At 69.3% G+C, this 12,907-nt stretch carries 11 protein-coding genes; 7 read left to right on the forward strand and 4 right to left on the reverse strand.

Annotation, left to right across the window (positions count from 1 at the left end):
• Position 1: 1 nt before the first annotated feature.
• The 3 genes from ACFU9E_RS24580 to alc all read right to left on the reverse strand — a co-directional run bounded on the left by ACFU9E_RS24580 (position 2) and on the right by alc (position 2,835).
• Positions 2-1,315 (reverse strand): amidase, encoded by a 1,314-nt coding sequence (locus ACFU9E_RS24580; protein WP_380683848.1) that lies wholly within the window; start codon positions 1,313-1,315, stop codon positions 2-4.
• A 58-nt stretch (positions 1,316-1,373) separates the two neighbouring features.
• Positions 1,374-1,637: a hypothetical protein gene (locus ACFU9E_RS24585; RefSeq protein WP_355362218.1), complete on the reverse strand. Its 264-nt coding sequence runs from the start codon at positions 1,635-1,637 to the stop codon at positions 1,374-1,376.
• A gap of 85 nt (positions 1,638-1,722) precedes the next feature.
• Positions 1,723-2,835, reverse strand: coding sequence for an allantoicase (gene alc, locus ACFU9E_RS24590; protein ID WP_380683849.1), 1,113 nt, complete (start codon positions 2,833-2,835; stop codon positions 1,723-1,725).
• A 211-nt stretch (positions 2,836-3,046) separates the two neighbouring features.
• On the opposite strand from alc, the gene ACFU9E_RS24595 reads away from it, so the two are divergent.
• From ACFU9E_RS24595 to ACFU9E_RS24625, 7 genes are all read left to right on the forward strand, one after another.
• The gene (locus tag ACFU9E_RS24595) at positions 3,047-4,030 is read left to right on the forward strand and encodes an LAETG motif-containing sortase-dependent surface protein (RefSeq protein ID WP_380683850.1); all 984 of its coding nucleotides are present in this window, start codon (positions 3,047-3,049) and stop codon (positions 4,028-4,030) included.
• 111 nt (positions 4,031-4,141) lie between these two features.
• Positions 4,142-5,152, forward strand: a complete 1,011-nt coding sequence (locus ACFU9E_RS24600) for an LPXTG cell wall anchor domain-containing protein (RefSeq protein WP_380683851.1) — start codon at positions 4,142-4,144, stop codon at positions 5,150-5,152.
• Positions 5,153-5,593: 441 nt separating this feature from the next.
• Positions 5,594-7,708 (forward strand): ATP-dependent endonuclease, encoded by a 2,115-nt coding sequence (locus tag ACFU9E_RS24605; protein WP_380683852.1) that lies wholly within the window; start codon positions 5,594-5,596, stop codon positions 7,706-7,708.
• 486 nt (positions 7,709-8,194) lie between these two features.
• Positions 8,195-8,926, forward strand: a complete 732-nt coding sequence (locus ACFU9E_RS24610) for a hypothetical protein (RefSeq protein WP_380683853.1) — start codon at positions 8,195-8,197, stop codon at positions 8,924-8,926.
• Between the two features lie 213 nt (positions 8,927-9,139).
• Complete coding sequence (locus tag ACFU9E_RS24615) at positions 9,140-9,775, forward strand: hypothetical protein (protein WP_380683854.1); 636 nt, start codon at positions 9,140-9,142, stop codon at positions 9,773-9,775.
• Between the two features lie 54 nt (positions 9,776-9,829).
• Positions 9,830-10,447, forward strand: coding sequence for a hypothetical protein (locus ACFU9E_RS24620; protein WP_380683855.1), 618 nt, complete (start codon positions 9,830-9,832; stop codon positions 10,445-10,447).
• A 189-nt stretch (positions 10,448-10,636) separates the two neighbouring features.
• Positions 10,637-11,698, forward strand: coding sequence for a phosphotransferase (locus ACFU9E_RS24625; RefSeq protein ID WP_380683857.1), 1,062 nt, complete (start codon positions 10,637-10,639; stop codon positions 11,696-11,698).
• Here ACFU9E_RS24625 and ACFU9E_RS24630 read toward each other — a convergent pair.
• A complete protein-coding gene (locus tag ACFU9E_RS24630; protein WP_380683859.1) occupies positions 11,688-12,896 on the reverse strand; it encodes a DegT/DnrJ/EryC1/StrS family aminotransferase in 1,209 nt (402 codons plus the stop codon). The two genes, ACFU9E_RS24625 and ACFU9E_RS24630, sit on opposite strands and share 11 nt — an antisense overlap.
• Positions 12,897-12,907 lie beyond the last annotated feature (11 nt).

Genomic DNA, 12,907 nt, shown 5'->3' on the forward strand with positions numbered 1-12,907 from the left:
CTCAGGCGTCCAGCACCCGCTCCAGGACCGCCGCCCCGGCGAGCAGCCGCTCGTCCGCCCCGGCCTCGCCGACCACCTGAAGGCCCAGCGGCAGGCCCCGGACCGTCACCCCGGCGGGCAGGCTCAGCGCGGGCAGCCCGGCGAAGCTCCACGGCAGCGACATCACGGCGCTGCCGGTGCTGTCCAGCCCGAGCGGCGCCGGGCCGGTCGCCGAGGGGGCCAGCAGCAGGTCCACCCCGGCCCGCCGGCGCTGGGCGGCGAGCCGCGTCCGGAACGCCTCGCGGGCGCGCAGCGCCGCCTCGTACGCGGCCCGCTCGACGCCCCGGCCGTGCCGGATGCCCGCCACCGTCTCCGGCCGGTAGAGGGCGCCGAAGCGCTCGAACCACTCGGCGTGCGAGGCCGCCATCTCGAACCGGTTGATCGTCCGGAGCTGCCGCTCCAGCTCGGTGAAGTCCGGCAGCGCATCGACCTGGCGGACCATCAGCCCTCGGGCGGACAGCAGCTCCAGCTGCCGCCGGAAGGCCTCCAGCGCCTCCGGTCGGGCCCGCTCCAGGTACGGGCCGACCGGGACGCCGAGCACGGGGACGTCGTCGTGCCCCGGCTGCGGCCGGTCGTCCCAGTCGTCGCAGAGCAGCGGGGCGGCCAGCGCGACGCCGGCCAGGTCGGCGGTGAACAGGCCCACCGTGTCGAGACTCGGCGCGTTCGGGATCACGCCCGCCGCCGGGATCCGCCCGTGCGTCGGCCGGAAGCCCACCACACCGCAGTAGGCGGCCGGGCGGACCACCGAGCCGACCGTCTGGGTGCCGATCGCCAGCGGCACCAGCCCCGCCGCCACCGCCGCCGCCGAGCCGCTGCTGGAGCCGCCCGGGGTGTGGCCCGGGTGGTGCGGATTGCGGGTCGGTCCGGGGGCGCCGCCCGCGAACTCGGCGGTCACCGTCTTGCCCGCGATCAGCGCCCCGGCCGCCAGCAGCCGGTCCACCACGGTGGCCTGCGGTCCGGCCAGGACGCCCGGCGGCAGCGCGGAGCCGGCGTGCGTGGGCAGGCCGTCCACGTGCGCGATGTCCTTGATCCCGACGGCCACCCCGTACAGCGGCGGCGCCTGCGCCGGATCGGGGTGGCGGGCGGCGAGCGCCCTGGCCTCGGCGTGCAGCCGGTCGGCGCGGCCGGCCTCCGGCACGAAGGCGTGGATCAGCGGGTCCACCTGGTCGATCCGGGCGCAGAGCCGGTCGACGTGGACGGCCAGGGCGGGTACGCCCGCACGCAGCGCGGCGGCCTCACGGATCAACGACCGTGGCCGGACCAGGGATTGCTCCATGCCGACCACGGTAGCCCCGGCCCCGGCGGGACCGTTCACCGCACCACCGGTGCGGCGCTCACTCCGTCGGCCAGGCCGATTCCCGCTGGTCACCGGGCCGGCCCGGCCGGTGCTCGTCGCCCAGCCAGGGCGCCTCGCGCAGCAGGTAGGCCCCGCAGGTGTGGCAGCAGAGTTCGCGGGTGCGGCCCCAGTCCGCCGCCTCCCGGGCGGGTGCCCGCTCGTCCAGCTCCCGGCCGCACATCGCCACGCTCCCGCCGCCGCGGACCATGTGCCACATCCGCACCCCGGCGGAGGCGCCGCCGGGGGCGTACTCGGCACGCATCCGGTGCATCATTACCCCATCGTCCGGCGGCCCGGCGGGCCCGGCAAGCGGAGCGGCCCCCGATGCCGGACCGGACCTGCGGGAGTCAGACCAGCCCGCCCCAGAGCCGCAGCCGGGCGATCCCGCCGTCCGGGAAGACGTCCAGCCGGACGTGGGTGGCCGGGCGCGGGGCGTCGATCACCAGGCGGTGCACGGCGTCCGGCTGCAGCCGGGTGCGCGGCACCAGCTCGAACCACTCCCCGGGGTCCGCGCCCCGCTCGTCCCGGCCGGACAGCGCCGCCCAGCCGGCCGCGTTGCCGACGTAGTAGCCGGTGTCGATCTCCACCGCCCGGACCGCGCCCCGCCCGGCCAGCCGCAGCCGGACCCAGTCGTGGCCCGCGTCCCGGCGCCGGCGGTTCTCCCAACCGTCGCCCATCGCCCGGGACTTCCCGGGCAGGAGGAGGCTTGCCGGGGCGGAGTAGTAGCGGTCCGAAGCGTCCTCGACGGCGCCGCCGTTCTCCACCGCGGCCAGGTCGAAGGTGCCGAGCGCGGCCAGCCAGCCGGGGTCGGGACGGGCCTCGCCGTGCACCCGGAAGCGGGCGATGCCGCCGTCGGGGTACTGGCTGAGCCGCAGGTGGGTGAAGCGGCGGCGGTCGGCGACGGCGAAGCCGTTGGCGGCGTGGCCGCGCACCGGGGAGCGGGGGACCAGCGGGTGCCAGCCGGTCGCCGCGGCCAGCAGCTCCTCCGGGCCCGGGGTGCCGGGGAGTTCGGCGCCCTCGACGGCGATCTGCCGCGGGTGGTTGCCCCGGAAGTGCGCGGTGTCGACGACGACGCCGTGCACGACGCCCGGCACGCCCAGCCGGACCAGCGCCCAGTCGTGGTCGTCCTCGGCCGGGTGCGGGCGGTCGGCGCCGGCGCCCCGACGGCGGCGGGTCTCCCAGCCGTCCATGAGCTGGCCCTTGTTGCCGAAGGTGTGCGGGCGGAACTCGGCCGGCCGGGGCAGCAGCAGGTTCTCCCGTTCGGCGAACAGCTCGTCGTTGGCGGCGACGACGGCGCCGCCGAGCCGGCGGTCGGCGAGGTCGACCAGGGCGGTGAACGGGAACTCGGCGGCCCGGTAGTCGGCGTACGGGTCACCGCCCCCGTACGGCGGGGCGTCCGCGTCGGGCAAACGGTCCGGCAAGCGGTCGGGGCTCGGGCTGGCGTTCGCTTCGGCGGTCATGGCTCCACCCTCGCCCCGACGACCGGTCAGGTCCATCACCGGGAACCGGGCCAGGCGTCCGGCCGGGGTCGCTTTCCGGCCACCCCGGATGAAGGCCCTTCGCCCACGTCCCGTAGGGTGCCGCTCCTGCGACGCCACCGGGCTCTCGGATCCGGTCGCCAAGTTGCCCATATTCGGACATAGTTCATCAAGAAACGCTGGAGCCAAGACCTTGCGCTCTTCCCGCCTCCTGGCCGCGTCCACCCTGCTCGTGCTCTCCCTCGGTGCGACGGCCGGCGCGGCCACCGCCGGCGCCGTCGCCGTCCCGCCCACGCCGTCGGCCAGCGACACGGCCACGGCCACGGCGTCCGCGACGGCCACCGCTACCGCTACCGTCACCCCGAGCGCCACCGCCACCCCCTCGGCGAGCACCTCCCCGAGCGCCACCACCACGGCCACCCCGACGAACCGGCCCTCTGTCCCGCCGACCTTGCTGCCGACCACCGCACCGGGCTCCGGCTGCTCGGGCGGCGTGTACCAGGGCTACGACTGGCTGAAGGTCGGCGGCACCGGGCTGTGGGGCACCACCATCGCCCCTGGTACGACCCAGGAGACCTCGGTCACCTGGGAGAACCTCAGCGAGGTCGAGCTGCCGAAGTTCCACACCTACCTCTACCTGTCCGTGTTCGACCGGGAGGACGGCGTCGACAGCCACGCGTGGGACAAGGACTACTTCACCGTCCAGTTCCGCGCGCCCGGCCAGGACTGGAAGCCCGCGCAGATGAACAACTCCTCCGCCGATACCGGCACCTTCCGGCTCGGCAAGGGCGAGAAGCTCACCCTCCAGTTCCGCATCACGCCCACCGCCAAGGCGCCGCTGGCCAAGTACTCGGGCAACTTCGGCGGTGGCGACACGGCCATGGACAACACCGTGCTGCCCCACCCGGCCAAGCCCGACAAGAACGGCTGCACGCAGTACATCAACTACTACGAGGGCGAGTTCAAGCTGACCCTGGCCGGGGCCACCGGTACCGCGTCCACCTCCGCCAAGCCCTCCGCCTCCGCCTCGCCGGCCGCGGCGAGCGGGCCGCACCTGGCCGAAACCGGCTCCAGCTCCAACACCCTGCCGATCGCCGTCGGCGGCGCCGTCGTGCTCGCGGCCGGCGCCGGGACGCTGCTCGCGCTGCGCCGCCGCAAGGCCGGCGCGCACGGCTGATCGCCGACCGAAGAGGTCCGAGGGGTACGCACAACCGTTCGTATCCCTCGGACGTCCACCTGACAGAGCCTTGACCACCCGTCACCGCCAACGACCGCCGGAGCCGTGATCGTGCGCACCTCCCGTCTGACCGCCGCAGCCGCCCTGCTCGTCCTGACCACCGGGATGACCGTGGCCGGCACCTCCGGCGCCTTCGCCGCGGACCCGACCTCCGAGCCCTCGGCCACCGCGACCGCCGAGCCGACCGGCGCGCCGACCACCGAAGCGACCGCCGAACCGACCGACACCCCGTCGGCGACGGCCACCCCGACCGCCACCGGCACGGCCACGCCGACCGCGACCCCGTCCGCCACGCCGACGCTGCCCTCCGGCTGCATGTACCAGCGCGACGTCAAGATGCCGGTCCACGTCAGCCCCGCCGAGTTCACGCTCGTCAAGGACGGCACGGCGCAGGAGATCGCCGTCTCCTTCCAGAACACCAGCTCGACCACGCTGACGGACTTCGCGCTCACCTACAAGATCGACTCCACCAAGGGGCTCTGGAAGCCCAAGTCGGAGGTCAAGGTCCAGAACGGCGCCTGGAAGCCGGCCGACGCGACGACCGACCACGGCTCGGTGTCCCTCGGCTCCTTCCAGGTCAAGCCGAACGAGATGATCACGGCGACGATCCGGCTCACCGTCTCCGACTCGCCGTGGCAGGAGTTCCACCTCTCCCTCGACGGCGCCTCCGAGGTTCTCCCGTACGGAGTGGGCCCGCAGAACGTCAAGTACACCTGCAACCGGCTGATCGGCGCGTACTCCTCCACCGTCAAGGCCGTCGACAAGGCCCCGGCCACGGCGTCCCCCTCGGCCACCACCACTCCGACCTCGACCGCGTCCGCCACCCCGACCGCCACGGCCACCACCACCCCGACCGCGAGCGGCTCGCCCTCGCCGAGCGCCACCGTCCGCCCGGCCGGCACCACCGGCGGCTCGACCGGCACCGGCGCCACCGGCACCCGCCTCGCCGACACCGGCGCGAGCAGCGCCACCACGCCGATCGCCATCACCGGCGGCGCCGCCGTCCTCCTCGGCACCGCCGCCCTGCTGGTCGCCCGCCGCCGCAAGCCCACCCGCGACTGACCCCCACCACCACCGGCCCACCCGCCCCGCCCCCGCGGGCCGGGGCGGACCCGTCAGGACGCCCGGGGGAGCAGGGCGTCGTCCTGCCACTTGAGGATCTTTTGATCCCCGCAAGCCCGTGACCTGCGAGTTCGACCGTAAAAGTGCCGCTGACCAGGCGAAACTACCTTCAGTAGCTCGCACTGGTCAGCGGCACTTTTGGCCCTCATGTGCCCTGGATGTGCCCCCATCTCGTATCAGTTCGCAGCGCCGCGCATTCGGACTTCACACACGTATCCGAAGGACGGTCCTGCGCTGCTGTCGTCCCACGGAAGGACTCTTCCCAGCCCGTTCGGTTGGTTAGCGGGTCCACGGCCGCCGAGTTCGCGGTGTGTCGACTCGTGCGCGTACACCGACAAGGCGCCTGACTTGGAGCTGATCCTCTAAGGTGATCGACGGTGGGTGGACTACAGCGAGGAACCGGCGTTGCGTATTTCTCAGTTGATCATCAGGAACTTCCGAGGGATCCGGGAGTTGACCCTGCCGATGTCGTCCTTCGGGTGCATCATCGGTGAGAACAATGCCGGGAAGTCCACCGTCCTACAGGCACTGGACGTGTTCTTCAACGGGCCTTCGCTCAAGCCGACCGACTACTACGATCGCAGGATCAATCTGCAGATCGAAGTCACCCTGACCGAGATCGGTGATGCTGACCTGGCTCGACTCGTACCAGAGCACCGACAACGAATTACAGAGGTTGTCGAGGACGGGCGATTGGTACTGGCAAGGGTCTACGGTGAGAGCGGCAAGGGAGCGCTCCGTCGAATGGCCATGGTGCCCAAGGAGGATCGGTTCCGCCCAGAGGCGGTTGCCGAGGTAGTGGCCAAGAAGGCCGGCGCGGAGTTGCGCGAAGCTGCTGTCTTCGTCTTTCCGGAGTTGCAGGGCGTCCTGGCTGCGAAGACGACTCAGAAGGCTGTCAAGGAGGCCGTGCAGGACCTGATCGATGCTCTGCCGGAGGCGGAGTTGGAACTCAGGGATATTGGGTTGTCGACCGGTATCGATAGCTCCGTGCAAGCGCTGCTGCCAGAGGTGATCTACATCCCGGCGGTGAAGGATCTCAGCGACGACCTCAAGACGAGCGAAGCGGCATCCTTCGGCAAGCTTCTGGGGATCTTGTTCAGCCAGACAAAGGGACACTTCGGAGAGATGGAGGAGGTCTTCAGCCAGCTACACAAGGCACTGAACCTCCAGGTGCATCCCGATGGCTCGACCAAGGATGAGCGACTTCCCCAGGTCCAGACGATTGAAGCAATGCTGGAGGGCAACCTCCAGCAAGCGTTCCCGCGGGCATCGATCAGCATCGAGTTCCCGCCGCCGGAGCTTCGCAGCGTCCTGTCGAACGCCCGGATCGCGATTGACGACGGTATTCGAAGTGACTTCAAGAGCAAGGGGGACGGACTTCGCCGCTCGGTCACCTTTGCGATCCTGCGAACTTATGTCGACCTTCGCGCTAGTGAGCGGGAAGTGGACCAGGGCGCGAGCCCTCGTCCCTACCTGTTGCTCTTTGAGGAACCTGAACTTTTCCTCCACCCGCAGGCGCAGCGCCAACTGTTCGAATCTCTCAAGGTGTTTGCGGAGGACAACCACGTCCTGGTCAGTACGCACTCCAGTAGCTTCTTTAGCCCTCAGGCCACTGGAACCTTCGTCAAGCTGGCCAAGGACTACACTATTTCCCCGCCTGAGGCCAAAGCGTTCCCCATCGATCTATCAGACCTTGCACTGAAAGATCAGTTCCAACTGATCCGGCAAGAGAACAATGACGCTGCCTTCTTCTGTAACGACGTCCTGTTGGTGGAAGGGGACAGCGACCACATTCTAATGCCACACCTGGCTAAGTCACTGAACGAGAAGTGGGATTTTGAGCAGCGCTCCATCGCGATTGCCCGCCTTGGCGGAAAGGCTCGGGTGGCAAGGTATCGGGGGTTCTTCGAGCGATTCGGGGTCCGGGTCGCCGTCTTGGTTGACCTGGACGCCATCACTGATGGTTTCGACAAGCTCGGGGCTGGTAAGTCGAGCACCGAAATTCAGCAGCAGTTGGTGAAGAGGTTGGGAGATTTGGCGTCAGCGGGAGGAGAGCTGTCGCGTAAGCAACTGCAGTCGATGCAGAAGTCGGGGGAGATCAAGCGGCAATGGCAGGCAGTAAAGGGCGCTAGGGAGAAACAAGCCGCAGGACTTGGAACGCTTGACGAAGTTGTGGCCGCGATGGATGCCTTCTTCGAGGGGAATGAAACACGGGGGCAGCGGCGAGCCGAGTTGGCGAATCCGACTGACGAGCAGGTTAGGGAGCTCAAGGTGCAACTCCTCGAGCAGCTTCGCACTGAGCGGATCTATGTCCTCGAACGTGGTGACATCGAGAGCTACTATCCGCGAGGCAAGGGGACGGATAAGCCCGCCCAGGCGCAGGAGTTTTGTGAACAGTATCCGGACGGCGACTCAATCCGGGTGCTGCTGAACGGCGGCTCCGCTGTCGACAGTTGCGAGTTCGACGCGATTTTTGCCAGCTTGTTCGAGGGGTGAGCCTAAAATGCTTTCGGTGATCGGGAGGCATGCGCTTCGCGAATATGGGCCCATCGAGGTGCGGCCAGTAACGGTCGGTCAGGTCGGGGCGGTGCCGTGGTGGGGACTGGGCTCACCCCCCATGGCTTGGCAGCGGGGTAGGTGTCGGCGAACCGGCACTTCTTACGGAGCATCTGCGCGCGGACGCTGATCGCCAAGGGTGCTTCCAGCTCTGGGTGCCCCGAGCTGGAAGCACCGAGGTTTGGCAGTGGGACGCTCAACCGTTGAGGATCTGCCAATGGCTTTCCCGTGTCGTCCCGACCTCTGATAGGTCGGCAGATGGGGCCAACGTACTCTGCAGCCCGACCGGTCGGAGGCGGACTCACAGCCCAGGCAGCGTACCTGCTGGGCGACGCGCGTCAGCACGGTTTCCCAATCTAGATCCAGTTGCTCGGCGGTCGCTGCGAGAGTCAGGAACACCTCGATTCCCGCTACCTACGGAGCGATATGCCGGACAATGCCTTCCCCATCCGTCTCACTACGCAGCCCTCTGTGCTGCCGGGCCCGATTTCGGGACCGAGGGCCACTCCGGCGGGCGCTCAGCCGTGCACCGGGATGCCCGGCTGCGTCATCGATCACTCGGACTCGACCAGCTATGGGGCTCCGTGCAACCAGTTCGACCACCACGGCCCCGAGCACACGATCCACGGGCCTCTCGGAAATCCGGTCTTCACCGTCCGGCGCACCTGGCTCGCAGAGGAGGGCTGTGAGCCGATCATCGAAGGTTGGGGCTACGGTGCCGACCTGGAGATGAACCAGGACGAGGCTCGAGGCTACGCCGCGCAGCTGCGCGACCAGGCTAACCGGATCGACGAAGAGGCCGAGCGGCTCGCTGCTGTCGGATGCCCGCGAGCTGTCGTTGATGGCTGCCGTGCTCATCCGTGGTGCGTGAAGGGCATTGCACCACACTCGGACTGCGAGGGTGCCGAGATCACCCTTACGGCGGTCGACCGCCGTAACCCCGGCCACGTCGGACCCTATCTCGGCGCACACCTGGCGACCTTCGATGGCGAACCGATCTGCGGGATGCTCCTCGACAACTGGACGGATCTCAACGCCGCCGACCTCCGCCAGGTGATCGAAGACATCGAGGCGTACCTCCCGAAACTCAGGATCCTCGCCGCGCAGCTCGCGGAGGCCGAAGTCAGGAGCGCGGCTGCTCAGGGAATCTCAGCTTGAGCATTGTCCACCCGCACCAATGACCACAAGCGCCGCCTGACGGAGCAACTGCCGGGCGTTGTGGGCTGAACTCGCTGGTCTCTGGCTCACCCTGCGGCGTCCAAGCCCGCCGGTTCCGGCCGACAGCGGCCACCTCCGACGTGTCGGAGGTGGCCGCTAACGTGATCGGTCAGGTCGCATCTCGGCGATCTGCTTGCGGGAGAGGACTCGACCGTGGTGAACAGCATCGTGCGGGCTGCCTGGGTGCCGGACGACGATCCCGAGCGGGAGTGGGAACTGGCCGCGGACCTTGCGGTGGCGTGGGTACGGCGGGAGTGCGCCGAGCAGGACGCCTCCGGTGTTCTTGTGGTCAACGCCTTCGGCGTGGAGGAGCAGATTCCGTCGTTGCGCACCTTCGCGGCCGAGCACACTGTCACGACCCGGCGCGCTGCGCGGAGCCGTGTGGGCAGTGGCGTCGGTCCCGTCCTGGCCTACGTGCCGGACGAGAAGGCTCTCAACTTTGCTGCGGGACTCGCTCGTGGATCGTCGCTCGCCGTCGTGGAGAGTATTGGCGGCTTTCCGCTCGGCGGCTGGGCCAGTCAGCTGGGTGCGGTTGATCTGACCAGGCCCGATGAGCAGCCGGCAGCGCTCCGTCCCGAGATGGCGAAGGCCATCGAGCGACTGAACCTCTACAAGAACAACGGCTTCGGCGACCGGTTCGGCAAAGAGCAGGCTCACCGCATCCTGCTGAGCCTGCAGAGCGCGGGGGTGCTGGAGCGAGATGTTCTCCTGGGTGCGCTGGCAGCCCGGGGCGCCACCGACCGGGCCGTGCGCAACCTCGGCAAGCTGATCGACGGGCTCACCCACTGAGCAGTCGAAGAAGAGCATGGCAGCTCCCCTCGCTCGCGAGTATCGTCCGGCGCCATGGATGAGACGTTCTGGACTGCGGTCAGTGCGATAGCGGCCCTCGTGGCTGTCGGTCTGACGGTCTGGGCGACGCGGCAGGCAGCCGCCGCAGCTTCGGCGTCCGCAACGGCGGCTCAGGAGATGACGAGGATCGAACGGGACCGCTGGCATCGGGACCTCACGCCCGAACTGCGGTTCATCTTGGACGGTTCCACGGGCTCTCCCAGGGCGCTGCGGATCGAGTTGGTGGGGCCGGTCGGCCTCGATCGTCTTGACCGGATCACCCTGTCAGTGCGGGACGAGGCCGGCATTGACCACGCGGCGCTCGCCGCGGATCCTGATCACCGGCCCCAGGAACTGGCGCGGATGATCTGGGGGCCATATCGCTTCCGGCCGGATGTCAACGGCGTCATGGAGCCGGGCCGGGAAGTCGTGCTCGTTGGTCTGGAGCGCGGTGAGCAACTGATCCGCCTCATGGAGTACACGCCGGCTCCGAGCTGGTTCGAGAGTGACCCATTGGGTTGGCTCACCCGCAACGCAACGCAGCCCGTGCGTCTGCGAGCGGAGTGCCACCGGGACGGACACCGGCCATGGACTGTGGTCGCCGAGCTCCCTTCCCAAGCGAGCGGAGGATGACGGCGACGATCACCAGATCTTCGCCCGGCGACTACTGGCAGTGTCGTTGACCTTGGCGTTCATCGGCGCCACCGGACGATGAGGTCTAACCGGCAACTTGGTGGGACTCGTCGTCCGAACCGTGACCAGGGCGGCTGAAACCTTCTGAACCGACCGCTTCGATGCCTCGGCTCCGCTAGCCTGCTAGGGGTGACGGACGCGACTTTCGGCGCTCTGTGTAGCGCTCGGTACAGCGAGATCGCAGAGGATCTGGCGGTTCTCAGCGAGGCTTTCGGGCTGGGTGAGGTCCGGGAGTGCCGCTTCCTGTCGGACGGCTTGATGAATGGGAACTGGCGGCTGGATACGGCCGAGGGCTCGTTCGCGTTGAAGCGAATCATGGATGTGCCGTTGCCCCTGGCACGTCGGAACCTGGCTGTGCTGTCGGCGCTGGTCGACGATGGCCTGCCGGTGGGTAGGGCGAGGATCTCCTCGGCTGGGGACGCGGTGGTCGAGGTCGCTGGCCGTGGGTACTGCCTGACCCCATGGACAGAGGGGAACCACCAGCCGGGTACGGCACTCTCGATCGAGCAGGCCGGTGACCTCGGAGTTCTCCTCGGTCGGATCCATCGGAGCTTGAACGGTGAGCGACTGGCGGGCCTACTCCCGCCGGGGCCGGAGCAGGTGACCGTCTCGGTGACCACGCCCGCCGAGGCTCACCAGGAGACGGACCGCTTCCTCGCCTTGATCGTGGGGCTGGAGAGCCGGACGGCGTTCGACGCCGAGGCGGCCGTGGCGCTGGCCGAGCGCAAGGTGCTGTTGGAGAGGTACGGGCACGAGCGTCCGGCTGGCGAGGTGGCGGTCGGCCCGATGGGGTGGACGCATGGTGACGTGCAGCATCGGAATGTGTTGTGGCGGGACGGTGCGATCGTCGGGGTGATCGACTGGGACCGGATTCGGGTGCGGCCGTTCGGCGAGGAGGTCGCCCGTACCGCCACGGTGCAGTTTGGCGGTGAGGACGGCTTCCTCGACCTGGACCGGACTTCGGCGTTCGTGGCCGGCTACCGGTCGGTGGTGCCGATCCCGGTGCCAGCGCTGGCGGACGCGGTGGAGCGGCTGTGGTGGAAGCGCATGTCGGACTACTGGCAGTTGGTCTTCCACTACGACCGCGACGATCACTCGTGCGATCACCTGTTCCTGCCCGCTGAGCGGTTCCTGGCGTGGTGGACGGAGCGGCGCGAGGACGTGCAGGAGGCGTTCGCGGCTATGCCGTGAGCACGATGCGCGACAGGACGGCGGCGAGGGCTTCGGCCACCTGCTCCATGTAGCCCGGGGATAGGACCTGCGGCACCTTGAGGACGATCATCTGGCGCAGGGCCTTGTAGTAGTTCGGCAGCTCGTCCCTGCTCGGCGGTTGGTAGGGGCTGTCGGCGAGGTGGGGCCAGTAGCGGGCGGCCAGGTCGAGGCGTTGCAGCAGCGGGGTCTGGGTCCAGTCCTCGTACTGGGAGCGGACGGGGATGCCAGCGGCCCGGCATTTCTCGTGGAGCTCCTTCGGGTCGGGCACGCGGACGTTGATCGTCAGCGGGGTTCCGTACCAGCCGCGGACGGAGAGTTCACCGATCGCGGGCCAGGCGACGGGCGCGTCGTACTCCTCTAGGGCTTCGCGGAGGGTCGCGAGGTTCTGTTCGGCGGCGAGCATCCGGTCGGGCAGGGAGTGCAGTTGCTGGCGGGCGATGGCGGCGGAGAGGGCGGGCATCCGGTACTTGTAGGCGGCTCCGGTGTCGGCGAGCGGCTTCAGTTCGGGGAGGGTTAGTTCGGCGGCGAGCCGGGCGGGGTGATGGCCGAGGGTGAGGGCGCGCTCGTAGACCTCCCGGTCGGAGGTGGTGAGGACGCCGCCTTCGCCGCCGGAGACGGACTTGGACTCCTGGAGGCTGAAGCACCCGGCGGCGCCCCAGGAGCCGACGGCCCGGCCCTGGTAGAGGGCTCCGTGGGCGTGCGAGCAGTCCTCGACGATCGGCAGGTCAGTGACCTCGGCGAGCTGGTCCATGCGGGCGGGGATGCCCCAGGTGTGGGTGGCGAGGACGGCGGAGCACTCGTCGGCGACCCGGGCGACGGCGGTGGCGGCGATGTTCGGGCTGTCCGGCTCGATGTCGCAGAAGACGGGGTAGCTGCCAGCCTGGAAGACCGCAGTGATGGCGGAGATCCAGGTCATCGGGGAGACGGCGACGCCGGCTTCGGGGTTGGCGCCGACCGCGTGGAGCGCGGCGTGCAGGGAGGCGGTGCCGGAGTTGAACGACAGTGCGTGGCGGGTGCCGATGAGGCGGGCGAAGGCCGCTTCGAGGGCGTTGGTGGCCGGGCCGCGGTTGATCTCGGAGAGGTGCCCGTCGTCGAGGAGCTTGAGGGCGGCGTCCTTCTCGGCCTGGCCGTACTTGGGCTCGCGGGGGAACGGGAGGGTGACCTTGGGGTCGTTCATGGCGTCCTTCC

The sequence above is a fragment of the Kitasatospora sp. NPDC057595 genome (assembly GCF_042800875.1).
GTDB lineage: Bacteria > Actinomycetota > Actinomycetes > Streptomycetales > Streptomycetaceae > Kitasatospora.